Origin of the sequence: Bifidobacterium aerophilum (assembly GCF_010667685.1) — a bacterium.
Taxonomy (GTDB): domain Bacteria; phylum Actinomycetota; class Actinomycetes; order Actinomycetales; family Bifidobacteriaceae; genus Bifidobacterium; species Bifidobacterium aerophilum.
Window position 1 is genome coordinate 71,555 of record NZ_WHZW01000014.1, and the last position, 26,268, is coordinate 97,822.

Annotated in this window: 19 protein-coding genes; 12 read left to right on the plus strand and 7 right to left on the minus strand. The window is 63.4% G+C overall.

From position 1 onward, the window contains the following. The first annotated feature begins 1 nt into the window (after window position 1). Window positions 2-2,749: an ABC transporter permease gene (locus GFD25_RS07730; RefSeq protein WP_163231560.1), complete on the plus strand. Its 2,748-nt coding sequence runs from the start codon at window positions 2-4 to the stop codon at window positions 2,747-2,749. Between the two features lie 135 nt (window positions 2,750-2,884). Here the strand turns inward: GFD25_RS07730 and GFD25_RS07735 are convergent, their stop codons facing one another. Next, window positions 2,885-3,616 carry a response regulator gene (locus GFD25_RS07735; RefSeq protein WP_163231562.1) on the minus strand — a complete coding sequence of 244 codons (732 nt, stop codon included), beginning with the start codon at window positions 3,614-3,616 and terminating at the stop codon, window positions 2,885-2,887. Window positions 3,617-3,766: 150 nt separating this feature from the next. Further along, complete coding sequence (locus tag GFD25_RS07740) at window positions 3,767-6,424, minus strand: sensor histidine kinase (protein WP_420837550.1); 2,658 nt, start codon at window positions 6,422-6,424, stop codon at window positions 3,767-3,769. 194 nt (window positions 6,425-6,618) lie between these two features. On the opposite strand from GFD25_RS07740, the gene GFD25_RS07745 reads away from it, so the two are divergent. The 3 genes from GFD25_RS07745 (at window position 6,619) to GFD25_RS07755 (ending at window position 10,591) form a co-directional block, all read left to right on the plus strand. Further along, a complete protein-coding gene (locus GFD25_RS07745) occupies window positions 6,619-7,965 on the plus strand; it encodes an alpha/beta fold hydrolase (RefSeq protein WP_163231566.1) in 1,347 nt (448 codons plus the stop codon). Between the two features lie 43 nt (window positions 7,966-8,008). Next, entirely contained in the window at window positions 8,009-8,812 is an 804-nt protein-coding gene (gene proC / locus GFD25_RS07750) for a pyrroline-5-carboxylate reductase (RefSeq protein WP_163231568.1), read from the plus strand. 129 nt (window positions 8,813-8,941) lie between these two features. Continuing rightward, window positions 8,942-10,591: a peptide ABC transporter substrate-binding protein gene (locus GFD25_RS07755; protein WP_239512477.1), complete on the plus strand. Its 1,650-nt coding sequence runs from the start codon at window positions 8,942-8,944 to the stop codon at window positions 10,589-10,591. Window positions 10,592-10,650: 59 nt separating this feature from the next. Here GFD25_RS07755 and GFD25_RS07760 read toward each other — a convergent pair whose 3' ends face one another. Then, window positions 10,651-12,999 (minus strand): beta-L-arabinofuranosidase domain-containing protein, encoded by a 2,349-nt coding sequence (locus GFD25_RS07760; RefSeq protein ID WP_163231569.1) that lies wholly within the window; start codon window positions 12,997-12,999, stop codon window positions 10,651-10,653. Between the two features lie 176 nt (window positions 13,000-13,175). Here GFD25_RS07760 and GFD25_RS07765 point away from each other — a divergent pair, with 176 nt between their 5' ends. The 4 genes from GFD25_RS07765 (at window position 13,176) to GFD25_RS12240 (ending at window position 17,329) form a co-directional block, all read left to right on the plus strand. Further along, window positions 13,176-14,972: a CocE/NonD family hydrolase gene (locus GFD25_RS07765; protein ID WP_163231571.1), complete on the plus strand. Its 1,797-nt coding sequence runs from the start codon at window positions 13,176-13,178 to the stop codon at window positions 14,970-14,972. Between the two features lie 143 nt (window positions 14,973-15,115). Then, window positions 15,116-16,213, plus strand: coding sequence for a redox-regulated ATPase YchF (gene ychF, locus GFD25_RS07770; RefSeq protein WP_163231574.1), 1,098 nt, complete (start codon window positions 15,116-15,118; stop codon window positions 16,211-16,213). Window positions 16,214-16,456: 243 nt separating this feature from the next. Beyond that, window positions 16,457-17,032, plus strand: a complete 576-nt coding sequence (locus GFD25_RS07775; protein WP_239512478.1) for an MBL fold metallo-hydrolase — start codon at window positions 16,457-16,459, stop codon at window positions 17,030-17,032. A gap of 72 nt (window positions 17,033-17,104) precedes the next feature. After that, a complete protein-coding gene (locus GFD25_RS12240) occupies window positions 17,105-17,329 on the plus strand; it encodes a hypothetical protein (RefSeq protein WP_239512479.1) in 225 nt (74 codons plus the stop codon). Between the two features lie 11 nt (window positions 17,330-17,340). Here GFD25_RS12240 and GFD25_RS07780 read toward each other — a convergent pair whose 3' ends face one another. Then, window positions 17,341-17,997: a hypothetical protein gene (locus GFD25_RS07780; RefSeq protein WP_163231576.1), complete on the minus strand. Its 657-nt coding sequence runs from the start codon at window positions 17,995-17,997 to the stop codon at window positions 17,341-17,343. 383 nt (window positions 17,998-18,380) lie between these two features. On the opposite strand from GFD25_RS07780, the gene GFD25_RS07785 reads away from it, so the two are divergent. Both GFD25_RS07785 and GFD25_RS07790 read left to right on the plus strand, forming a co-directional pair. After that, complete coding sequence (locus GFD25_RS07785) at window positions 18,381-19,205, plus strand: HAD family hydrolase (protein ID WP_163231577.1); 825 nt, start codon at window positions 18,381-18,383, stop codon at window positions 19,203-19,205. A gap of 227 nt (window positions 19,206-19,432) precedes the next feature. Then, complete coding sequence (locus GFD25_RS07790; RefSeq protein ID WP_163231579.1) at window positions 19,433-19,744, plus strand: DUF2442 domain-containing protein; 312 nt, start codon at window positions 19,433-19,435, stop codon at window positions 19,742-19,744. Between the two features lie 95 nt (window positions 19,745-19,839). Here the strand turns inward: GFD25_RS07790 and GFD25_RS07795 are convergent, their stop codons facing one another. The 3 genes from GFD25_RS07795 to GFD25_RS07805 all read right to left on the minus strand — a co-directional run bounded on the left by GFD25_RS07795 (window position 19,840) and on the right by GFD25_RS07805 (window position 23,833). Further along, window positions 19,840-21,111, minus strand: coding sequence for an MFS transporter (locus GFD25_RS07795; protein WP_163231607.1), 1,272 nt, complete (start codon window positions 21,109-21,111; stop codon window positions 19,840-19,842). Between the two features lie 148 nt (window positions 21,112-21,259). Next, window positions 21,260-21,922: a TetR/AcrR family transcriptional regulator gene (locus tag GFD25_RS07800; protein ID WP_163231581.1), complete on the minus strand. Its 663-nt coding sequence runs from the start codon at window positions 21,920-21,922 to the stop codon at window positions 21,260-21,262. Between the two features lie 399 nt (window positions 21,923-22,321). Continuing rightward, window positions 22,322-23,833, minus strand: a complete 1,512-nt coding sequence (locus GFD25_RS07805) for an MFS transporter (RefSeq protein ID WP_163231583.1) — start codon at window positions 23,831-23,833, stop codon at window positions 22,322-22,324. A 147-nt stretch (window positions 23,834-23,980) separates the two neighbouring features. Between GFD25_RS07805 and GFD25_RS07810 the strand changes: the two genes are divergently transcribed. After that, on the plus strand, window positions 23,981-24,622 hold the full coding sequence (locus GFD25_RS07810; RefSeq protein ID WP_163231585.1) for a helix-turn-helix domain-containing protein: 642 nt from the start codon (window positions 23,981-23,983) through the stop codon (window positions 24,620-24,622). A gap of 124 nt (window positions 24,623-24,746) precedes the next feature. Beyond that, window positions 24,747-26,066, plus strand: coding sequence for an MFS transporter (locus GFD25_RS07815; protein WP_204314824.1), 1,320 nt, complete (start codon window positions 24,747-24,749; stop codon window positions 26,064-26,066). The last annotated feature ends 202 nt before the right edge of the window (window positions 26,067-26,268 follow it).

The window sequence follows — 26,268 nt, forward strand, 5'->3', positions numbered from 1 at the left end:
CATGTTCTCCATCACGCTCAAACTCATGAAGAAAAGCGCGCGGATGCTTATTCCCGCGGGCATTGCGATCCTCATCGGCACCGCGTTCATCTGCGCCACGTTCCTGTTCTCCAACACCATGACCGACGCGCTCGGCCGCCAGCAGACCGGCAGCTATGGCGGCGCGAACACCATCGTCACCATCGACTATGACGCGTTGAATTCCGCGACGGACGACGAGAAGAACGCCGTATATTCGACCGCCGTCAGCGACTTCCATCTCGACCAGGTGGCCGCGACCGACGGCGTCGACGGCGTGCGCGCCGACACGATGACCGACGTCACCGTCGTCAACGGCGACAAGAACGTCAGCGGCATCGCGCTCGGCACCGCCAAGGACGCGCGGCTGCTGCCGGTCGGTCTTGCGGACGGCGACCTTCCGGCCGACAACGGCGAGATCGCCCTGCCGAAATCCGTCGCCAAGCAGCTCGGCGTGACGATCGGCGACACGGTGACGCTCAGCTCGCGCAGCCTGCAGGAGGAAGCGTCGACCGTCGATGCCGCGGATGCGAAGGCAGCCGGCGATGTCACGGCGCGCGTCGTCGGCCTGACCGACGATCCGAACGGCGTATATGGCTCCTACGGCGGCGCGTCCGTGATCTCGAACGACGTCATGGCCGCCCTGCAGGCCGTCGACGATTTCTCACAGGTACGCACCAGCCAGCTGTTCCTTGACCTCGCCGGCGGCGGCAACGGCGGCCGCGCCACTGACCCGGCCAAGACGCAGGCCACTGCCGACAAGCTCGCCAAGCTCATGCCCAAGCACTATCGCATCCTTTCGCGAGAGGCCGCCAACCAGGAGGCCATCAAGTCGCTCAGCGTGGACGGCGGCACCGATATCACCACCACGTTCCTGCTGAGCTTCGGCGTGCTTGCCATGTTCGTCGCCGCGCTCGTCATCGCCAACACGTTCCAGGTGCTCGTCGCCCAGCGCCGCCGCACGCTCGCCCTGTTGCGCACCATCGGCGCGAAGAAAAGCCAGTTGTACGGCTCCGTCCTGTTCGAGGCCGGCGTGCTCGGTCTCGTCGCGTCCTTGCTCGGCGTGGTGCTCGGCTGCGCGCTGATCGGCGGATTGTGCGCGTCCGGACTCATGGCCTCGACCGGCATGGACGCGCGGTTCGTGGTCAGCTGGCAGGCGTTCGTCGTGCCGATCGCGTTCGGCATCGCCATGACCGTGCTCGCCTCGCTCGGCTCCGCACGCTCCGCGACGGCCGTCACGCCGCTTGAGGCGCTGCGCCCGATCGAACTGACCGACACGCGCCGCGCGGGAATCGTGCGCGGCATCATCTCCGTGCTGTTCATCGCGGCAGGACTGACGATGGCCGTGTTCGCCGCATGGCAGATGAGCCGGTCGATCGCCGGACACACGTCCATGATCACCGACGCGTATTCCACCGTGCTGCTCATGGCCATCGCCGGCTGCGCGTTCATCTTCCTCGGCCTTGTCCTGTCCGCCGTGTTCTGGCTGCCGGTGCTCATGCGCGGCGTGGGCGCGCTCGTGGCTCTCGCCGGACCGTCCGCCAAGGTCGCGCACGCGAACATCCAGAAGAACCCGCGCCGTGTGGCCGCGACCGGCGCCGCGCTGCTGATCGGCGTCACGCTCGTGGCGACCATCGCGACCGGCGCGACAAGCGCCAAACAGACGATGGGGGAGGCGCTCGACAAGCGGTTCAGCGTCGACATGATCGCCGACGGCGCCGATATGACCGGCGCGCAGGCGGCCGAAGCGGCCAAAATCAAGGGCGTTGCGGCGTCCGTATACGCGCCGACCGTCATGAAGTACGCGACCGACAAGGACGGCAACGACCTGTCCGTGCTGCTCGTAGGGGTTCGTGACGCGGACGCGCTGCGTTCGGTGATGAAGGCCGATCTCAGGAACGTCGCGATCGGCGACGACACGGTGCTCATGCCGAAGTACGACGTGTTCACCGGCAAGACGATGGCCTTCGACGGCGGCACGGCGACGTTCGCGGACATGACGGGCGACTCCGGCGACGGCACCGGTATGGATGCGTCGGCCGAATCGACCGGCTCGACCGGCAAGACGATCACGCTCAAGCCGACGTACGTCGACTACCGGCGCGTGTCCGAAAACTACAATGCGGTCGCGTTCGTCAGCGCCGGGCGTTTCGAGAACGGCGACCTCACGGCCACCGGCCACATGATGCTCATGAAGATCGACGCGGCCGCCGCCGGCGTCTCTCTGAACGACGTGCTCACCGACGTGCAGCAGACGTTCACCGCCAGCTCCGGCGTGCACGTGACCGGGCCGATCGCCGAACGTTCGATGTGGGAGACCATGATCAACGGGCTGATGGCGTTGCTCGTCGGCCTGATCGCGGTCGCCGTGCTCATCGCGCTTGTCGGCGTGGCCAACACCTTGTCGTTGTCCGTGATCGAACGCACCCGCGAATCCGCGACCTTGCGCGCCATCGGCATGACGCGCGGACAGCTGCGCCGCTCGCTCGCGGTCGAGGCGCTGCTGCTCTCGCTCGTCTCCGGCGTGGCCGGCGTGCTGCTCGGCACCGCGTTCGGCTGGCTCGGCTCCTACATGGTGTTCAGCCTGTACGGCGACGTGGTCTTCCCGTTCGACTGGGTCGGCAACGGCATCATGCTCGCCGTCGCGGCGATCGCCGCGCTCATCGTCAGTGTCGCTCCGGCCCGCCGCGCCGTGAGCACGCCGCCGGTAGAAGCTCTCGCCGAAGCCTGATTCCCGCCACCAAGCGCCCCTTCGGGGGAGCCGTCGACGAAGCTGACCGAGGGGTAGCCAGAAGGTTCAACCTTCCTGACTACCCCTCGGTCTTATCGCGTTCGACAGCTCCCTCAGCCGGGGAGCCGGGATGATTCACACGATGCCGTTGTCGTAGGCGAAGACGACGGCCTGCACCCGGTCGCGCGCGTTGATCTTGGCCAGAATGTGCGCCACATGCGTCTTCACGGTCGGCAGGCTGATGAACAGTTTGCTCGCGATCTCCTGGTTGCTCAGCCCGTGCGCGATCTCGACGAGGACCTCGCGCTCACGGTCGGTGAGCAACTCCAATTCCGGATCGGTGTACGTCGGTTGCCCGGACCGCGACGCGGCGGTCGTGGCAGATGATGTGCCGGCCAGCGAATCATCCCTCGTATACCCGTCCTGCATCATCTTTTCGATGAGCCGCTTCGTGGCCGACGGCGCGATGATCGCGTTTCCGTTGAACACCGTGCGGACGGAACTCAGCAGCGTTTCCGGCTCGGTGTCCTTGAGCAGGAAACCCGACGCGCCCGCATTGATCGCGGCCATCACGTATTCGTCCAGATCGAACGTGGTCAGAATGATCACGCGCGTCGGACGGTCTCCGCCCGACGACTGCAGCGAACTGATGCGTCGCGTCGCCTCGATGCCGTCCATACCGGGCATGCGGATGTCCATGAGCACCACGTCCGGGTGCGACGATTCCGCCAACGCCAAGGCCTGCGAACCATCGCCGGCCTGCCCGACCACCTGCATGTCCGGCTGGGAGCCGATCACCATCGCGAACCCGGCTCGCACCAGCTCCTGGTCGTCCGCGATCACCACTCGAATCCTGTTCTCACTCATGATTCACCACTGTATTCGTTTCCCGGTAAGACGAAAGTGGACGACACCCTGATTCTTCCCTGAATCACATCGAAGATGAAGGCGCGTGGCGGTTTTCGCTCACTGAAGGCTCGTCAGCGAGCGAAAACCGCCACGCGAGGGAGGACGGGACTAGCGGGAGGTGCCGGCCGCGTCGAGCTGCTCGTCGAGCGAGGCGGCCGGGCGCAACCGCATTTCGGGTTGCGCGTGCTCGTGCGCCTCGTCGCTGAAACCGGTCTCGCGCAGGACGCTCAGCAACTGGCGCATATGCTTGAGCGCCGTACGGCCCTGCTGGCCGATCGACGCGAACGCCGCCGCGATCGACTCGGCCGACGGCTCCTCGCCCCGCGCCTCCGCCTCGTCCAACATGCGGATGCCGGCCACGGCCCGATCGATCACCAAGGCCAACGTATCGCTCACCTCGGCCTGGATGCTTGCGCTGATCCGCTCGCGCTCCATATTCGCCGCCAGCACCTTCTGCTTGGACTGCTCGGCCTGCAACGCCTCCTCGCGCGCCTGCAGGACCAGCACGTTCGCGCCGCTCGACCTCTGCCACCTCGCCAACAGGATCGTACCCATGCACATCGCGCCGATCATGCCCGACCACATCGCGGCCCCGAACGACAAACGCAACGGCGAACCGCCGATCCCGGCATAATCCGCGGAACGCAACATCCAATGCAGCACGCTCGCATACCCGTAATCGCTCGCCAGCACCTTGACCCCGAACAGCATCGCGACCCCGATCGACGCGACGCCGGTCCACCGCCATGCGGTCGGACGCCCGTACAGCACCGCCGAATACAACGCGCACAACGCGAACAGATTCGAGAGCAGCACCGGCTCGAACATCACCAGCTGGAACACGGACATGATCACGACCATGAGCGCCGCGCCTTCGGGGAACCGACGGCGGAAGCACAACGGCAGCATCGTCGTCACCACGATGAACCGGCCGACCGCAAGTTCGCCGGTGACGCCGTCCAGATAGCCGTCGAACATCGATATCGTGTTGGCGCACATGATCATGATGAGCAACAGCGTGCCGATGATGTCGGTCGTCAGATAATGCCGTTCGGTCCATTGCGACAGGCGTTCCACCCAGTTGAACGGTTCGCCGTTCGCCAGCACGGCCTGCGCGATCGGTTTGGACCGCAGTCGGTCGCGCAGTTGCGACCATGTGGGGATCTGGGGGAGCGCAGGCGTCCACGGCGCACGGATGCCCGCGCTCGCGTAAGCGTCGTTGCCAGGTCGGACGGGGCGCGGCCGGGCCGGGACGTCATGCCGGGGAAGCACTGAGGTGACGGGATGTCTCCGTTCGCCGCGCTCGGTCGATATGACTGAGGAATCGGCCTGCCCGGTCGACGACGCGATGGGGGAGACCTGTCCGGTCGGCGCGGCGGCAGGGGCGGGACGTGCGGCCGCGCCGATGCCGCCGTACGGTTTCACGGTGACGGCGGCGCCCAGAGGAATGACGGCATGCACGGCGAATCCGCCGCCGACCCGCGGGCCGGACGTCACCGTGCCGCCGGCCGCCTCGACGCGTTCTCGCATGCCGAGCAGTCCGTAGCCCGGCTGATGCCCGTCCAACGCGGACGAGGCGCCGCGGCCGTCGTCGGTCACGGTGATATCCAGCGCATGATCGGACCAACGTTCGCCGATGACGACATGCACGTTCGGACCGGCGTACTTGCGCACGTTCGTCAGCGACTCCTGCACGAGATGGTAGACGGCCGCGCTGGCCGTCACGGACAGCAGCTCAGGGCGTGCGGTGCCGTCGATGTGACGGTCGATCCTGCTGTCGACGGACGACGCGGAAACGGCCGGAGACGACACAGGGGACGTCGTTCCCGCTGATGAAGACTCGGACGACGACGCGACGGCCGCTCGCGCCTGCTCGACCAGCGCGTCGATATCCGTGTAATCCGCGTGCATGGAACCCCCGAACACGCCGAACAGCCGTTTCATGTCATGCAATGCCCGTTCGGATTCGTGCCGGATCGTCTCCATCGTGTGCCTGGCCACGGCCGGATCATGCGCGCCCGCATACCGTCCGCCGTCCGACTGCACGATGATGATCGACAACGTGTGCGCCACCACGTCGTGCATGTCTCGGGCAATGCGCGCACGCTCCGCCAACGCCGCGATGCGCCGTTCCTCGGCCTCGCTCGCCTGCAATGCGTCGTTGCGCTCCTGCATCATGCGGATCGTGATGAGCCGTGCCCGCTGCCAGAACGCGGCGATGACGGTCGCGACGATGCACGATAGGATCGCGGCGGCATAGACCGCCGTCTGCTGCATCAGGTTCTGCGCGCACTGACCGGTGAACCGGCCGTCCGCATAGACGAGCCAACACTCCGGCATCCCGTTCAGATCGACGCCGCTGATATCGGCGGGTCTCATATACGGCTCGAAATACGGTCCGACAAGCGCCGACCATGAGATGACCGCGCTCGCCAGCACGCCGAGCGCCGAGGCGAGCACGATGAACGCCTTCGTATTGCGCGGGTCCCCATAGACGATCACCGAATACAGCAACAGCAGCGACAGGAAATCCGCGAACACCATCGACGGGCCGACGATCAGCTGGAGCACGGCCATCGCCGCGAACGCAAGAGCCGATCCTTGGGGCCAGAGCCGTCGTGTCGCCGTCGGCGCCGTCATTGCCGTCGACCAGAGCATCTGCCAGCCCGTGCCGTACGAGAACAACGGTCCGGAGAACCCGCTGCCGGCCGAACCGAACAGCAGCCCGAACACCAACGTCAACAACAGCGCGGTGATCGAATCCATGACCAACATGCGGACGCGACGGTTGCGCGTCAGCCGATCCCATGATGCCCATACACGTTGCCCGATACCCATAATCGACCAGCCTATCGCGGCGCGGGACCGCACGTCCATCATGCGCGGGGATGAGCCGGCTTTGTCCCCGCGTGCGGCTGATATGGAGAACAGCCGTATCCTTCAAGAAAAGGGGAGAGCGCATGACGCTGCTTGCTGAATACTACGTGCCCGGACTGCACGTGGAAGACCGTTCGATCAAAGTGCCGCTCGACTGGGCCGGACACGAGCCGGGCAAGGGCTTCGACGGGGAGACGATCAGCCTGTTCTACCGCGTGGTCACCGCCCCCGAACACGTGCACGACGAGCTGCCGCTGCTCGTATACCTGCAGGGCGGCCCCGGCGGCGAAAGCCCGCGCCCGCTCGATCCGACCTCCGACGGCTGGATCGCCGAGGCGATCAAGCACTTCCGTGTCATCCTTCCCGACCAGCGCGGCACAGGCCGTTCCAACCGCGTCGACACGCAGGTCATGGCCAAGCTCGCCCCGGCGGGCGCCCGAGCGCAGGCCGACTATCTCAAGCTGTTCCTCGCCGATTCGATCGTGCGCGACTTCGAACACCTGCGCCGCACCGAATTCGGCGGCGCGAAATGGGTCACGCTCGGCCAAAGCTACGGCGGCTTCCTCACGCTCACCTACCTGTCGCTCTACCCGCAGGGCGTGACCGCGAGCTTCACCTGCGGCGGCATCCCGCATGTTCCGGCCGACGCGGCCGAAGTCTACGAGCACACGTTCCCGCGCATGGCGCGCAAGACCGCACAGTTCTACGAGCGCTACCCGCAGGACGTCGAACGCGTCGCGGCCGTGGCCGATCGATTGGCGGCCGGCGGCGTGAACCTGCCGAACGGCGACCCGTTCACCGTGGAGCGACTGCAGTGCCTCGGCTCCGACTTCGGCATGAAGCCGAGCTTCGAACGCGTGCACTGGATCCTCGACTCCGCGTTCCTCGACGGCGACGGCTCCGCGAACGCGTCCTCTCCGCTGTCGGACGAATTCCTGTCCAAGGTGGAGACCGCAACGTCGTCTCGTCCGCTGTACTGGCCGTTGCAGGAGTTCATCTACGCGAACGGCGAGATGGACGAGCCGATCCGCTGGGCCGCCCAGCGCGTGCGCGACACGAAGCCCGAATTCGGCTCCGACGTGCGCCCGCTCAACTTCACCGGCGAGGCGATGTTCCCGTGGATGTTCGAACAGGAGCGCGCCCTGCGCCCGTTCAAGCCGGCGATGGACCTGCTCATGGAAGACACCAGGTTCGGCGTGATCTACGACGCCGATCAACTGGCCCGCAACGAGGTGCCGCTGCAGGCCGCCGTGTATTTCGACGACATGTACGTCGATTCCCTCATGCAGCTCGACACGTTGAGCCGCGTCGGCAACTCGCACTATTGGACCACCAACGAGTTCGAGCATGACGGCAACCACGGCGACCGCGTGTTCAGGCACCTGTACGCCGAGGCGCTGAACCGCGGCGATCTCGAGGAATTGTTCTGACCGCACGGGCACGCCGGCGAAGCCAACGAACGAAAGGACACACATGAGCATGGACCTCACCATCGGATTCATCGGCTACGGCAACATGGCCCAGGCCATCGCGCGGGGACTGGTCGACGCCGGAGTCGTCGCGGGCGGGCGCATCGTCGCCTGCGCCGCGCACTATGACAAGCTCGAACGCACCACGGCCGAAATCGGCGCGCGCCCGCTGCGCAGCGCGACCGAGGTCGCCGTTGCGGCCGACGTGGTCGTCATCGCGATCAAACCGTACCAGATCGAATCGGTCGTCGGGCCGATCGCCGACGAGCTGGCCAAGCCCGACAGGATCGTCGTGTCGATCGCCGCCGGCTGGGACCTCGCCAAATACCGCGACCTGTTCGGAGACAAGGCCGACGGCATGCACATCCAGTACACGATCCCGAACACGCCTATGGCCGTCGGCAAAGGCGTGCTCGTCACCGAAGCCGACAACACGCTCACCGACGCGCAAACACGGACGTTCGAGCGACTGTTCGAGCCGATCAGCCTCATCGAACGCGTCGACACCGCGCACATGAACATCGCCATGTGCATCGCCGGCTGCGCGCCCGCCTTCACCGACATGTACCTCGAGGCATTGGCCGACGCCGGCGTCAAATACGGACTGCAGCGCGCCACCGCCTACCGGTTGGCCGCCAAGATGGTCGAAGGCGTAGGCGCGCTCTACATGGCGACCGAAACGCATCCGGGCGCGATGAAGGACGCGGTCTGCTCGCCCGGCGGCACCACGATCCGCGGCGTCGCGCAGCTCGAGAAGGACGGCTTCCGCGGCGCGGTCATCAACGCCGTCGACGCGATCGAGGCGTAGCCTTCCGGCCATCGCGTTACATCATCCGCGACCATTTGTAAATTACCGTTAACTTACGTGAGCTTCACTCTAATGCAACGGAACGCGAGGAGCATCTCCCACGTCCCCGGTCTTGAGAGAGGAGCTCACATGAACATCGGATCATCGCGCATCATGACGGTCGCCGCCGCGGCGCTGGCCATGGGACTGTCGTTGTCCGGCTGCGGTTCGGAATCGGCGAAGACCGGCGGTTCGGCCTCGGCGTCCGGCGCCGACGTCATCACCATCGCCTCGGGCGAGCCGCAGAAGGGTCTCGTCCCCGGCAACACCTACGAGGCCGCGGGCGGCAACGTCATCGACATGGCATTCTCCGGCCTGGTCGTGTTCAAGGCCGACGGCACCGCCGTCAACGAAGTGGCCGACAAGATCACGCCGAACGCGGACAGCACCAAATTCGACATCACCCTGAAATCCGGCTGGAAGTTCTCGGACGGCACGCCGGTCACTTCGGAAAGCTTCACCAAGGCGTGGAGCTACACGGCAAACGCGAAGAACGGACAGCTGTGCGCAAGCTTCTTCTCGATGATCAAGGGCTACGACGATCTGCAGGACACCTCCAAACTCAAGGGCGACGAACAGCTGTCCGGCCTGCACGTCGTCGACGACACGCATTTCACCGTGGAACTCAACAAGCCGTACTCGGTGTTCCCGGTCATCCTCGGCTACTCCGGCTACAATCCGTTGCCGGAATCGTTCTACAAGGATCCGAAGGCGTTCGGCGAGAAGCCGGTCAGCGACGGCCCGTACATCGTCAAGAAATGGGACCACAATTCCAGCATCGAAATGGTCAGGAACCCCGATTACAAGGGCAACCTGAAGCCGAAGAACGACGGGCTGATCTTCAAGATCTACACGTCCAACAACGCGTCCTACTCCGACGTGCAGTCCGGCAACCTCGACGTGTCCGCCACCATCCCGAGCTCAGCGGTCAAAACGTTCCAGAAGGATCCGAAGCTCGGTTCGTACAGCGAACCCGGTTCGGGCATCGCCACGTTCACCATCCCCGACACGCTTGAGCACTTCAAGAACGACGAGGAAGGCAAACTGCGGCGTCAGGCCATTTCGATGGCCATCGACCGCGAGACGCTATGCGACAAGATCATGGCCGGCACCGCGACCCCGGCATCCGACTTCACCGCGCCGCCCGTCTCCGGCTACTCCGACAGCCTGGAGAACAAGGGCACGCTCGAATACAACCCGACCAAGGCGAAGGAGCTGTGGGCGAAGGCCGACAAGATCTCCAAGTTCACCGGCACGTTCACCATCGCCTACAACTCCGACGGCGACTACAAGGCCACGTACGATGCGGTGATCAACCAGATCAAGAACGTGCTCGGCATCGACGCGGCCACCAGCCCGATGCCGACCAGCAGCGAGTTCCATGAGGCCGTCACGAGCCGTTCGATCAAGGGCGCGTTCCGCGCCGGCTGGCAGGCCGACTATCCGTCGATCGAAAACTACCTCGCCCCGCTGTACGCCTCGAACGCGGCCGACGGCCACGGGTCGAACGACGGCGACTACAAGAACCCCGAGTTCGACGCGTTGCTCGACAAGGCGGCCAGCGCCTCCAGCGTGGACGAGGCCAACAAGCTGTATCAGCAGAGCGAGGAGATCCTGCTCAACGACCTGCCGTCGATCCCGCTGTACAACCAGAACTCCAGCGCGGTCTTCGCCAAGGGCGTCAAGAACGCGAAGCCTACCTGGAAGGGCGTTCCCACGTTCTACGAGCTGACCAAGTAGCGGGCACGGGATCCGCCTGCCCAATCACGATGCGGGCGCGCCGTGATCATGCCGGACGGTCACCGTATGCGCACATACAGGTGATACGGCTCGTCGTCGATCATGAACAACGGCACAAACCGCAGGCCGGTGGCCCGATGCATGAATTCAAGCCCGTTCCCTGACCGTTCGAACGCGGCATCGGGATCCGTCTCGTCGACCGGCACGGAAAGCATGCCGGCACGGTCGTCCAACGCGGCCAGCACATACGGTCCCCACGCCACGGCCGCGATCCGTGGCCGATCCGGAGTGGGCATCAGTCGCATGCGTGGCATGAAAGCCAATGAAAGACATGCGCCGTCCCACGATTCCAACCCCAATGCGTCGGCCGTGAACGCCAGTTCGCCGTCGCCGGTACGCGACAATTCGACCGTCGCGAGCGACACCTCACGACCATTCGCCTTCACGGCAACGTCGCCGTCGCTCCAACCCGGCACCCGCAGACACAGCACGTCGCGATCCAGCCGGTCGATGCGAATCCCCACACGCTCGGGCGTCGCATCATCCACGGACACGGTCAACCGTGCCGCGTCGTCATCCAGCATGCCGTTGAGATACCGGCGCACGTACAGCGCGTCCTCGTCCACGTAATACGCGCCGTGCGCGGCGTGGAAATGCGACTCCAAACCGGTGCCGTGGCAGCAGCTGTTCTCGTCCGGATCGAATGCCCTGCGCCCGCCCGGCTGCGTCGGCATGAAATAGATGCTGTCGCCGTCATCGACGTGCCCGGATCGATGATCGATCGTCGCGGCGACATGGTTGATCGTCGCCGACTCGGCATAATCGGCGTACGCGGCGCACGGCACGTACCGTTCCAGTTCGGCGACAAGCTTGAGCATGTTGTACGTCGCGCAGCTTTCCGCCGTATCGTCGGCCAACAACGAGCCGATCTCATCCGGCTGGTGGAACATCTCGCCCTGACCGGTGCCACCCATCGCATAGAGGTGATGGGCGAGCACCGAATCGGTGAAGAACCTCGCCTGGTCGAGATATCGCAGCGAGCCGGTCGCCTCGAACAGCTTCACCATGCCGATGACCTGCGGGATATGCTGGTTCGCGTGCATGCCGCCCAACGCGTCCACATGCTGGCGCAACGGCGTGATCAGACGGTCGTTGTCGAACAGGCGGGCGGCGGCAAGATGCCGTTCGTCGCCGGTCAGCGCATACAGGTCGGCCAGCGCATCGTTCATGCCGCCGAATTCGCCGGCGATATACAGACTCCACATGCGCTGCAGCCGTTCATGCGACAGCCGGTGCAGCCGTTCGTACGTCCAATCGCCGATGCCGCGCGCAACGTCGAGCGCCTGACGGTTGCCCGCAAGACGATACGCGTCGAGCAGGCCTGCGAGGATCTTGTGCAGCGTGTAATACGGCGCCCATATCGTCGGGTACGGTGCGTATTCCTCCAGCCGGTCGAACTGCGTTTCGTCATACGCCGACAGGAACCCCGGCCGTGCGCCCGGCCGTGCGGCGAATGCCCGTTGCGCTTCGGCCAGCGAGGCCACCAGGTCGGCCAGTTTCGCCTCGATCGTCGCGTCGCCGCTGGCCGCATACGCCAACGCGTAAGCCGACAACGTATGCCCGGTGGTATGTCCGCGCAGCAGGGAGTCGGGCGCGTCCCAGCCGGTCATCGGCCGTGCGCCGCGCGTATCCAGTCCTGCGGCACGACGGAACTCGACCAGCAGCCGGTCGTTGTCCAGACCGCGCAGATAGGCGATCCGATGCCGTTGGTCGGCGGCCAGCGCGCCGTCCCCGGTCAGCCGCACATGATCGATGCCGATCGGCACGCGTCGCGCCGTCGCATCCACCCTCACGTCCGGATCATGGTCGATGACATGCACGACGGCGGTCACCGGCGTCCCCGTGCCGTCGATCACGCCACGCCAGCGTATGTCATGCGAATGGCCGTCGCCATGCGGCAGACGCGGGGCCGTATGCTCCACGCCGTCATGCCAGGCGATCCTCCGCGAGATCGTCATGCCATCCTCGGTGCGCACGGCGGTGTACGTCGGCAGCGCATACTCCGCGCCGGACCGCACCGCCAACTCGACCGGCAGCACATCGCGCACCGCGACCTGATGATGCCGTTCGATCACTCGCACCGTGAACGTTCGCGTCGCGCTCGCCGTGCCATGCGTCACCGTCGCGGTCAACGTCACATCACGATAGCCGCGGCCGTATTCCGGCTGATGCACGGTACCGTCCGGCTTGATCCAACGTTCGTCATCGCTTGACCAGACGATTTCGGAGTCGTTTGCGCCGGTCTTCGGCAGGTCGAGATCGAATTCGACGGTGCCGGTGTTGCCGATGTACAACAGCGCCGCATCCTGTGCGGCAAGCCGCCGATCGTCCGCAACGGTGTCTGCCATGATGTGCCTCCCGACGATGAAAACCAGACCGGTCGCGCCGCCGCCATCGATACGGCGCCGGAAGCGTCCTTCCGTCCAATCTAGGGAACGCAGGCGACCGAAGATTCGCGCAGGGATGGGCACGGCCGCGGGTAGCGTTGCATGGGACACGACACGCGAACAAGGAGACGGCCGGCATGAGCGAGGCACTGCATTCATACGAAAACGCGATCCGCGAATTCGTCTACATCGAGCTGCCGTTCGACGGCGACGCGGACGGGCGCAACGACCTGGTGCGCGCCGACATCATCCGTCCGCGCGAACTCGACGGGAAGGCGACGATCCCCGTCATCATGGACCCCAGCCCGTACTACGAGCTGTATGACCGCCATGGCGAAAAATTCGAATACATGCACCCCGAAGACAAGTGGAACAGCCCGCTCAAACAGTTCCCGTTCTTCTACGACAACTACTTCGTGCCGCGCGGCTATGCGGTCGTCATGCTCGCCACGTCCGGCACCGCGCTGTCCGAAGGTTTCTGCGACATCGGCGGACCGAAGGACATCGCCTCCGCCAACGCGGTCGTCGACTGGCTCAACGGCCGCGCGACCGGCTACATGACCCGCGACAAGCGTACCGCGGACAACGAGATGACCGCCTACTGGGCGTCCGGACTCGTCGGTGCGATCGGCAAATCCTACGATGGCTCCGTACCCAACGGCATGGCCGCCACCGGTATCGAAGGCCTCAAGACCATCGTGCCGATCTCCGCGATCTCCAGCCAGTACGACTGGTATCATCCGCACGGCGCGCTGCTCAACGGCGACGACGCCGACGGCGGCTGGTTCGAACCGGACAACTTCGCCGTCACCCTGCAATCCACGGCCGACGGCAAACTCCAGCGGTTCAACACCAAGGGCGGCTGGCAGCGGCTGCACGACGGATCGGACAAGGAACACCGCAACTACAACGAGTTCTGGTCCGAGCGTGACTACCGGGCGCATGTCGATCGGTTCAAGGCCAGCGTGTTCCTCGTGCACGGCGTCAACGACCTCAACGTGATGATGAACCAGGTCGATACATACTGGAAGGCGCTGGGGGAGCACGGCGTGCCGCGCAAGATCTGGCTGCACCAGTACGCTCACGACGACCCGTTCGACGTGCGCCACGACATGTGGCTTACGACCCTGGAACGCTGGTTCGACTATTGGCTCAAGGGCGTCGACAACGGCATCATGGACGAGCCGGAGGCTTCGATCGAGGACCCGGACGGCAACTGGCACGAATATGCGAGCTGGCCGGTGCCGGGAACGACGGCGCATACGTTCGGCGTACGCGGGGGAGCGGACGTGCGGCTGGGCGAGCTGCGCGAGTTTGCGGTGGATGATGACGAATCCGATCAGGGCGATCATGTCGCCACGATCAAGGGCGCGCGCATCCGTGAACTCATCCCGTTCCGCGAATCCGGTCACGCGAGCGACGAACGGCTGCTGTACGTGAGCGACCCGCTCGCCGCCGACCGGCACATCTCCGGCACGCCGCACATCAGCCTGCGCGTCAAGGCATCCGCACCCGACACGAACCTGTGCGTCTCGCTCATCGAATACGGCGAAGGCAACTACGTGCAGGTGAGCGAGGACATCCACGCGCTCGTCGAACTCAAGGAGAAACGGCCCGCGGTCGGCGGCTCGTCCGACGACGACAAGGCTGTCTACCCGGTGTGCGTGCCGCGCAAATCGCATGAGATGCAGAACATGGTGACGCGCGGCTGGATCGCCACCGCGCACAAGGACTCATTCGACACGTTCACGCCCACGGCGACCGGCGAATGGATGGACGTCTCGTTCGACCTGCTCGCCACCGACTGGACCGTGCGCGCAGGGCACCGGATCGCGCTCGCGGTCTGCAACAACTCGAAACGGCTCGCCGCCGTGCCGCTGTCCGATTTCGAGATCGATCTCGACTCGGTGCAGTTGACGGTGCCGATGGCCTGATCGCACGTGCGGACGAGGCGGTTTCTATCCGCGGTCCAGTACAGATATGTCGCCGTCCGCTGATCCGTCCGGCCGGCGGACGACGACATACCGCATCGCGGACCCGCCCGGCAACGTCCACCTTGCCGCCAATACTGGGACTCATGTCTCTTACTATCGGAATCGTCGGTCTGCCGAACGTCGGCAAGTCCACCATGTTCAACGCGCTGACGCGCAACAATGTCCTCGCGGAAAACTATCCGTTCGCCACCATCGAGCCGAACACCGGCATCGTGCCGCTGCCCGACAAGCGCCTGCCCGTGCTCGCCAAGCTCGTGCACACCGAGAAGGTCGTGCCCGCCACCGTCACGTTCGTCGACATCGCCGGCATCGTCAAGGGCGCGTCCGAAGGCGAAGGCCTGGGCAACAAGTTCCTCGCCAACATCCGCGAGGCGGACGCGATCTGCGAGGTCGTGCGCGCGTTCAAGGACGACGACATCGTCCACGTCAACGGCAAGGTCGATCCGGCCGACGACATCGACACGATCAACACCGAGCTGATCCTCGCCGACATGCAGACCATCGAGAACGCGCTGCCGAAGCTCGAGAAGGACCTGCGCGGCAAGAAGATCGAGCCGGCGTACCTCGACGCGGTCAAGAAGGCGAAGGCCATCCTCGAAGACGGTCGCACCATCGACCAGGCGGCTTCCGCCGGCGAGATCGACAAGGCCGACATCTACGACCTGCACCTGATGACCGCCAAGCCGTTCATCTACGTGTTCAACGTGGACGACGACGAACTCGCCAACGACGAGCTCAAGACGAAGCTTGCCGCGTCCGTCGCGCCGGCCCCGGCCGTGTTCCTCAACGCCCAGTTCGAGGCCGACCTCACGGATCTCGACGAGGACGACGCGCGCGAGATGCTCGCGGACGCGGGTCTTGCGGAATCCGGTCTCGACCAGCTGGCCCGTGTCGGCTTCGACATCCTCGGCCTGCAGACCTTCCTGACCGCCGGCGAGAAGGAGGTGCGCGCCTGGCAGATCCACAAGGGCTGGACCGCCCCGCAGGCCGCCGGCGTCATTCACACCGACTTCGAAAAGGGCTTCATCAAGGCCGACATCGTCTCCTACGACGACTTCGTCGCCGCCGACGGCTCGATGGTCAAGATCAAGGAGGAAGGCAAACTCCGCCAGGAAGGCCGCGACTACGTCATGCAGGACGGCGATATCGTCGAGTTCAAGTTCAATGTCAGCAAGAAGTGATTGCCGCATAGTCGCATAGCGCTAGGGCCTTGGAATTCCAGTGATTCCAAGGCCCTCGTCACATGGTGGTCGCTGGCTGTTGCGGTGTGGTCTGTGTTGGGAACGGTGTATCACCGGGGTCTGCGCCCGGCGTGACGGACGATTGGATCGGAGAGAAAGCCACGGTGCCAATCGTGGACATAATCGCGTTTTGTGTAGCGCGAAACGGGGCCTCTCCATCACACGGCGTTCTGTAATGGAGTCATGACCAACAACAGTGCCAACAATTCAGCAATCTCCATTCAGGTTATGGTGGCCGGTCGTGTGCGTGTCTCACCGGATCTGCCTTTCGGCAACGGGTGCGGACTGGTCCGCGGTTCGGGCTTTTTCGTGCCCGCGTCCAAGCGCATATGGCTGCCCGTGTGCGCGTTCCTCGTCACCACGCCGCACGGCCGTATCCTGTTTGATACCGGCTGGGGCCGGGACATGAGTCCGGACGGCGTCTACGACCGTGGAGCGCAGATCCGCTCTCTCGGCTCATGGTCCCTGTATCGGGTCAACCAGGGTGTAGTGGGTCCGGGGATGACCGTGCCTGAGCAGCTGGCCGCGCAGGGCCTGTCCCCGGTCGATCTCGACGTGGTGGCGATCTCCCATCTTGATTGCGATCACGCGAATGGACTGCGCGGCGTGAGGGACGCCCGGCGCATCATGGTATCCAGGGACGAGATGCGGTGCGCCACGCGGTTCCCGAACAGCCTCGTGCGCTTCAACGCCTCGTGGTGGAGGGGAATCGACCTCGACCTGTACGACTGGAACGACCATGAGGGCCCCGCCGGATGATCCTACGACCTGTTCGGCGACCGCAGCGTGCAGCTCATCAACATCCCTGGCCACACCGACGGTCAGGTGGCCATGAAGATCACGGCGCCGTCGGGCCGGTACGTACTGCTGTTCGCCGACGGCGGTTACGCCACGCGATCATGGAGGGACATGGTTACGTCGGGCATCGTCTACGACCGTCACGCGCAGCGCTCCTCGCTCGAATGGATCCGCGAGCAGAGCCTGTCGCCGCTGTGCGTGCGGTCGGTCGCCTGCCACGACACGGCGAATCGTCCCGAGACGATCCTGCTGAGCTGAAGTGGCGCACGTCACGGCACGATCAGTGCGTCCAGTGCGGCGAACACCGTGTTGACGATTCCGTCCACTCCCTGCTCGTGTACCTTGGAAGGGTCGTGCAGCCAGAACGTGGTGGCCGACACCATCGATGAGGCGACGATCTCCAGAATCAACTCGCGGTTGACGGTGGGACGGCGCGGACCTTCCGTCCGTGGCTCCCCACCGCCGTCGGTCATCCGCAGTCTGCATTGCCGCTTGATGGCGTCCTTCCATCGTTCAATGAACCGAACGTCGGGCGCCGAGACGAGCAGCGCGCGGAACGCGTCCTCGTTGGCCCGGATGTAGTCCAGCGTGGGCATGAGCGTGACGCGCGCTGCTCCATGTGCATCCCCGCCATCGGCATCCCTGACGGTCAACGGCTCGTTCAGCTCCTCGAGGTCCCTCACCAGTCGACGTTCCAACGTCTCGAGCACCTCGCCAACGTGGTGGTAGTGCGCATAGAACGTGCTGCGCGCCACGAACGCTTTCGCGCACAGCGTTCTGACCGATGGCAGCTCGACGCGCCCCGTCGGGCCGGACGGATCGGCGCCTTCGTTGAGCAGATCGATGAGCGCGCGCTCGATGGCAGACTCGACGTCGTCCCGCGGCTTAGGCGCAACGGGCGGCGGATTGGCATGTGAGGTCTCCATGTCTCAACTCATATCCGCCATTCCGGACAGGCGACTCCATCGCCGAGGGCGCCATCGCCAAGGGTGATAAGGCGTTGTTCACCCGGCGTGCATCCCGACTCGTGGGGTTTCGCGTGGTCTTACTCAGGAATACTGGTACATTGCCGGCAAAGTCGCTGTCAAGGCGGATGACTGAGATCAATGCGTGGGAACGAGCGACTGTTACAGAAGGGCGAGCCGGTCGAGTTCAAGTTCTCCCCAACGTCAGCAAGAAGTGATTGCCGCATAGCGCCGAGGGCCTTGGAATTCTGATGATTCCAAGGCCCTCGGCTATTCCTGTTATAATTGCTCTTTTTGCCGGACACGATTATGTGCATCGCTGTAATGCACGAACGGGGGCCGTTATGAGTCTTAAGTTGCCGATTCTCGTTGTTACCGATCTCGATGGCACGTTACTCAACGAGAACCAGCAGGTCTCTTCTCGATTACAAAACATGCTTGACCGAGCTAAAAATGCTGGTGTTCTTTTTGCCGCGGCGTCAGCGCGTCCGTTCCGTTTAGCAAAGCAGGTACTAGAACCGGTATTGCCTTTATTTTCCGCTTTGCTTGTATCTAACGGCGCACAGATTGTGGATACAGCCACGTGCCATGTTATTCATTCCGAACCGCTTGATGAGAGACAGTGTGTTGACATTATTGCTATGCTGAAAAATAAATATCCACAGGCTGGATTCGGGTGGGAGTACGGGGAAGGATTCGGTTGCGATCAAGCATTTTGGGATCTGCACGTGCAGGGAGGAATACTGCGTGATCCGAATCCTCAACGCATGTCGTCAATTCCAAATGCTCCTGTTCTTGAGCTTGTCATGGCAACACCTGACTACAAAGCGGATCAGTATATTGACGGTTGCCGTGAGCTAATTGGCAGGGACTTTACGGTTACCGATTCCAGTGGCGGTGTTATGGAAATCTCAAATGCCAATGCGAACAAGGCGCATGCTTCACAAATCTGGGCAAAAAGCTTGGACGCTGATTTGAGGAATGTTATCGCTTTTGGTGATGGGCTCAATGATGTTCCATTGTTGCGCGCGGCAGGGAGGGGCGTCGCTATGGCAAACGCTGATGATCGGATCAAAGCCGCCGCTGATGCCGTTGCTCCGTCCAACCAGCAGGATGGGGTAGGCGTTTTCCTTACCGACTTATTAAGGGATGAGGGTCTTTTTGTGTGACCATGACCATGCACATGTCGATTGCTAACGACGGTGCTCTTGCTGCGGGAATATACTCAAGACAGAGATTTAACTCATATGCGGTATCGGATGGGAGGTGCGGCATGCCGGAGCTGAGTCGGTTCTTCGGAATCATCGTTCGCATGATGTACAAGGCGTGGAACGAGGCTGTGTCCGGACGTCCGTTCGACCGTATCAAGCCGCTTTCGTGAGGAAGGGAGCCCGTCATGTTCGAGGTAAACGGCATCCTGTATGCGGATGAACCCGCCCGGGAGCTGGAGGTCCGGTCGGCCCGCGTCACGGATGATCATGTCATGCTGGTGACGTTCTCCACCGGCGAGACGCGCCTGTGCGATTTCACCGAAATGTACGACGATGTCCCCGCCTTCGACCCGCTGCGGGATGAGAAGACGTTCGAGGACTTTCGCATTGATCACGGGATTCTGACTTGGTGTGATGGCGACATCGACATCTCTCCCACGTATCTGTACGAACATTCGTATGAGTACGCCGCTCATGGCGAACTGATTTCGGCGTGATGTCGTAAAGCGACATCACGCCGAGTTCAAGTTCTCACCAATGACTAAGAAGTGATTGTCGGGCAGCATCGGGAGTTTTAGATGGGGAGCATGTCCTAGAACCTCCGCGCTACGTGTGCGACCAATGGCAACATGGCAACGGCCAGCATGAACGTCATCGCCAGAACCGCTCCCGCTGGATAAACGCTGTACGCCCAGCCGTATGCGATCTGCCCGAGAGGCTGGGCACACATACTCGTGGAAAGCGCGAGCGACATCACCTTGCCGGTCATGTCCTCGGGGCAGCTCATCTGGATCGCCGGCACGGCGATGAGGTTCGCGAGGGTGATGGCGACCATGGTTCCGCAGGTGCTCGCCGTGAGCGTCGCAAGGCGCACTCCATCGCCGGCGGGAAGCGCCATGACGAGCGCCTGGGGCAGGATGGTGAGCGAGAAGGCGGCGATTGTCGTCGGGAATCGTCGCTTGGAAAGCGACTTTGCGGCCCGTCCTCCGACGAGCGCGCCAAGCAGTCCGGATACTCCCACGAGGCCGTATGCAAGGCCGTATGCCGTGGAGTCGAACCCCAGCACGGTCCGCACCATGTAGGGGAAACCGACCTCCGCATAGCCCGTCACCAGAAAGTTGAGCGCAGCGCAGAGCAGCACCAGATGCAGTACATGGGGGCGCTCGCGAGTGAGGAAACGTCCGGCGCGCACAAGGTCATCGAGGGCCGAGGTGCGCCCATCGTCACCGCGTTCGGGAGCGCCGAGCCGGATGAAGCACTCCACGACCGCGGCCGTGCCGAATCCCACGATGGTGACGCCCATCATGGGCATGGCGCCCACCGCCGCGTAGAGCACGCCGCCGAGCACGGCGGGCACGAGCGTGCTCGTCTGGTTCACCACGTTCACCACGGCCATCGCGCGGCGCATCACGTCCTCGCCGTGGGAGCGGAACATCTGCGGCAACGCCGCCTGCACCGTGGGCGTCTCCATGGCGTCGAGCACGGCGAGCACCACCTGCATCACGGCGATCGCCGCCAGATTGAATCCGGTAGCCGAGAAAATCGCCGCGCAAATGAGCACCGTTGCGGCGGAGAGCGTGTCGAGGGCCACCATGACGGTCCGGCGGTTCCTGCGGTCCGCCACCACGCCGCCGAGGGGCGAGAGCAGAATCGTGGGCAGGATACTCGCCGTGAGGATGGAAGCGAACGCCGCGGCCGAGCCGGTCTCGTCAAGCACCCACATGGACATGGCGAACCGCAACATGAGGTTGGCGAAGAGCGATATGCCGAGACCTGCGACAAGCAGATAGAAGTCGCGTACTCGAAGAGGGTCTGCAGCTTGGCTGCTTTGCGGTTGAGTCGTGTATTCGGACGTGTTCGTCATTATCGAGTTCCTTTCCTTGGTATTCATGGATATCCATTCAGACCGACCGTCGGTCTGTCATGATGATAAAAATGCGCCCGGCAAAGGGCGCACAAACGCCCTTTCACTTGGGCGCTGTAATTTGCAAACCAGTGTGCCTGGGCACGGCCTATGCGGACGCCGCTTCCCCTTCCGGCATCAGGGCCGTGAGGCCCTTGACCGCTCGCAGGATGAGCGTCTCGTCGAATACCGGTACGCCGATGGCGTCAAGCATCGTGGCGAGGCAGCGGATACGCCGTTCCATGTCGGTACGGTCGGCGGGATAGAAGCAGGGCATGAGCCAATAGTTGCCGAGGAGCGAGAGCAGTTGCGCCGCCTCCTCGGGATATGCCGTGGGAATCGAACCGTCCTGCACGCCCATGTCGATGAGCGAGCGGAAGGACTCCGGCAGCCTCGTTGACCAGAAGCGCATATTCGCGGTGAAGAACGCGGGATCCTTGAGGAGCGCGAGCTGGGATCGAACGAGATCCAAGTGATCGGGGGCGTCCACGGCGGAAATGACGAGTGCGCGCAACTTCTCCAACGCGCTCATGTCATCACGCTCGATGAGTTCGTCGAGGAGACGCGAGGTGACGGCCCACTCATCGGCGTTCAGCTGGTCGAGAATCGCCTCCTTCGATTTGAAATGGTGATAGAGCCCGCCCTTGGAAAGACCCAGATCGTTCAGGATGTCCTGGATGGATGTCTTCTCGTAGCCCTTCTCGGCGAAGAGCCTTCGTGCGGAATCGAGGATTCGCCGTTCAGTGTCCTCGTGGTGCGTATGGTGCGCCATGACCTCCTCCTTTCTTTTCTTCCCCAGAGCATACAGACCGTCGGTCGGTCTGTCAAATGGTCGAATAGACTATCGCGCGCTGTGCTTGAATATCCACAACGCGGCAGGATGAAAAAGACCGACAAGCAGCGAGCTTCAATTCAACGTGTCTGAGGACAGATACATGACTTTTGGCATGACATGATTTCACTGTCTGGATGACCATCCGCCGACTGCGCAAGTGCGAGGGAATGGACGGCTGTCGCGGTACGGCAAGTCGGTTGAGTCCAGACTCAACATCTCCAAGAAGCGATCGTCGGGTAGCGCCGCGCACCCCGAGTGGGTAAGAAACGGCGGCGCGTCACTGCCTTCCGTGGGGATGGGGTTTCCATTGTGTACGTCCACGCGGTTTTCCGATACTCACCTCGTCGTTGTGCGGGATATCAGCGCGACGATTCCTAGGGTGACGAGAATGACCGCGGCGGCCGTGGCGAAACTGCCGGTCATCGCGGATTCGTAGGCGCGGGAAGCTGTCTGCCGTATCAGCTCGCCCGTCGTGTCCGCGAATTCGGTCGCCTGTTGGAAATCCAGCATCACGGAACCGGCCGATTGCGCGCTCAGCCCGGCTGACTGTGCGAGATCGTGGAATCTCTCCGCATACAGTCCGCTCTGTATGCTGCCGAAGATGCCCACGCCGATGATGGATCCGAACTGACGGAACACGGTCAACAGGCTGGAGCCGGCGCCGGATCGCTCGACCGGCACCCGGCCCATGGCCCATGTCAGCATTGCCGGCTGACCCGTTCCCAATCCGAGACCGGCCATGATCTGGCCTGTCAGCATCGTCGCCTGCTGCAGCGTCCCGTCTGACCATCTCATGGCGGCGCCGATCGTCAGCATGCCGGCGGCCAGGCATCCCAAGGACAGCAGGCTTGTGCCGCGCGAGCCGATTCGGGAGACGATCCAATCGTTCATCCGTGATCCCGCGATGGATGCGACGACCAACGGCATCAGCAGCATGCCGCCGATCAGCGCGCCGTGACGCAGCACCGTTTCCAGATAAGCGGGCATGATGAAGATGATGCCGTACATCGAGAAGTTCAGCATCATCAACGCCGGTGCGCAGGCGGCAAACGACGGGTCCTTCATCAGGTCGAGTTCCATCAGCGGATTGCGTGATGCGCGGTCATGCAGTACGAATCCTGCGATCAACACGACGCCGATCATCATCGGAATCCAAGCGTTTGCGGACAGGATGCCGTGCTGTGCATTGACCAGACCGGTCGAAAACAGGGTGAATCCGGCGAACATCATCGCCACCGACATCCACGGCATACGCAGCGACCGGGATTCGTGCGATGCGTTCGTCCATGGAACGTACATGCGGATAACCGCGATCACGGCGAGAAACACCGCGCCGTCGAACCCGAAAATGCCGCGCCAACCTAGCGTCGCGGTGAGCGCGCCGCCGACGAGTGGACCGAACGGGACGCCCAAGGTGCCGGCTATCGCCCATGCGGTCATTGCGCGGGATAGTTCGGAGCCTCGAAACAGGATGCCGAGCAGCGCTTGTCCCATCGGAATGACCACGCCCGCGCCGGCGCCCATGATCGACCGCGAGACGAGCAGCGCCGGCACGTTTCCGGCCATGAGTCCGATCGCGGATGCGACTACGAACATGCTCAATCCGGCAAGCATGGTTCGCAGATGGCCGATCCTATCGCCGAGGAATCCGGCCAGTAGCACCACGGCCGCGAATACGAGATTGTAGCTGGACACGATCCACTGTTGTTCCGCCATGCCAGCTCCGAGCGATTCGGCGATGTCCGGCAGCGCCACATTGAACGCCGTGGTGTTGATCATCATCACCAGTTCGGCCGCGCACAGGCACACCAGGGATCGGTTCGGATCCTTTCCTGTTGCATCATTCATAATCAATCCTTTAAGATACGAACTAGTTTCTTATAAGCCATAGGGCATTATAGATAGCTGCGAATAAGAAACGCTATAGTATCTTGTGATGGGTGGCGTGAACGATGATCGAACGCAGAGCCCATGCCGTGCGATGGAGATGAGACTATGGAAGCGGATATCACGCAGAAGCGGACGCGCCGTCGAGGCAAGGTCTTGGAGACGGCCATTCTGGAAGCCGCGTGGGAGCAACTGTCCACATGCGGCGCCGAGGAATTCACCTTCGACAACGTGGCTGCCAGGGCGCACACCAGCAAGCCGGTGCTCTACCGGCGATGGGCGAACCGCGCGGAACTGTTCGTGGCCGCAGTGCGATGGCATCGAGGACGTGCCGTCATCGAGTGTCCGAAAACCGGCACGCTCAGGGGGGACGTCATCTCCATCCTCCTGCAGCTCAACCGCAAGCAGTCCGATGCGGTGATGGTATTGGCCAAGTTCGGCGTGTACGCCAGCTGGCTTGGCGTGAGCGCGCACGAACTGTACGAACGTACGATGATGAGCGACCGGCCCAGCATCATGATGGCCGTCGACAACGCGCGAGCGCGAGGCGACATCACCTGCGAGCTGCCGGAATCGCTGCTGCGCATGCCCGGAGAACTCGGGCGCGCGATCATCCTGCGCGACATGCGTCCCCTGTCCGAAGCGGACATCGTCGCCACGGTCGACGAGCTGTTCCTGCCGCTCGTCGACCACTACGAGCGTCGGGCGAGAGCTGTCGGCAGGGGTGTGCCGACGAATGCGGCGGGGTGAGGTTGAGCTGCGACGCGCCGATGGGTTAACGATAATCTTCTCGGGGGAGTATTGTGACTGCCGTTTTCATCGACGACGGTCATCCGCGGCGGATGATCCCATGGCGGAAAAGAGAGGAACCGAAATGACGTCGATCAGCATGCCGAAGCAAAGTCGGGCCAGTCGCAAGCAAACGGTCTCGCAGCATACCGAAGCTCCGCAGTCCGGTGGTTCCAGCGTGACCAACGAGCAGCAGCCGAAGCTGCCGTATCTCCTGTGTGCCGGCCTGTTCTTCGGGCCGCTGACCTGGATGGGTCCGGTCGGTGCCGGACGCAACATCCTTACCCCGCAGATCTTCAGCAATCTCGACCCGGCCGGCAAGGTCGCGGCCGTCGCCCTGATGTCGTCGTTCGTGTCGCTTGCCGGCCTGATCGCCAACTTCGTGTTCGGCGCGCTTTCCGATGTGACCCGCACGCGTTGGGGCAAACGAAAGCCGTACATTGTCGGCGGGCTGATCGTTCAGGCGCTTATGTTCGTCGTCATCGCCAACGTGACCTCGATCGGCGCGATCATCGCCGGCTGGGTCGTCGTCGCCGTCGCGGAGAACGCCATCGCCGCGGCAATGGTCGCCCAGCAGTCCGACCGCATTGCGCCGCGCTGGCGTGGCACCGCATCCATGTGCTGGGGCGTCGGCTGGACCTGCTGCCAGATCATCACCATCATCGCATCGCAGTTCCTCGGCAATCCGCGGGCCGGCATGTATCTGCTCGCCGGCATCTCGCTCGTACTTGGTCTCGTCCACGTGCTGCTCATGAACGAGCAGTCCAACCTCGACGAACCGCGCGTCCGCTTCGACGCCGGCAGCCTGCTCAGCCACTTCTTCCTGCCCGTCCACGGCGCGCGCGACTACTACCTCGCGCTCGGCGGCAAGCTGCTCATGGTAGTCGGCGGCACCTGCGTGAGCCTGTACCAGCTGTACATCTTCACCGACTACATCCACCTGAGCGTCGACGCCACCAAGATCGCGGTCGCCACCATGACCTCAATCTCCATGTTCACAGGCATCGTCTTCGGCGTCATCGCCGGCCCGCTTGCCGACAAATTCGGCCGTCTCAAGGCGCCGGTCGCGATCTCCGTCATCTTCATCGGCATCGCCGCGATCTTCCCGTTCATCTGGCCGCAGGCATGGGCCATGTACGCGTTCGGCGTGATCACCGGCGTGGCGAACGGCGTCTACAACTCCATCGACGGCGCCCTCAACCTCGCCGTGCTGCCGAACAAGGACACCGCGGGCAAGGATCTCGGCATCATCAACTTCGCGAACACGCTCTCGCAGATCATCGGCACCGCGATCGCCGGAGGCATCATCACGCTGTTCGGTACCTACCGCGCCGTGTTCCCGGCTTCGTTCGTGATCTCGCTGCTGGGTGCGTGCCTGTTCTTCTGCATCAGGAAGGTCAAGTAGCGCAATCGGGCAATGTCCGTGCAGGCGGGCGGCATCAGGTCGCATGCCTTTGCCGTTGCGTCGTCCGACGGGCGAGGATATGCGGCGTTGGCGTCGCATGCTCGACTGGTGATGCCGCAGTCCGACACCGTGTTTAGTTAACTGATGGATTGAGTGGCGACGCTGACGCTCGCACCATGCGTGGTGTTGTTTGAAAAACGTA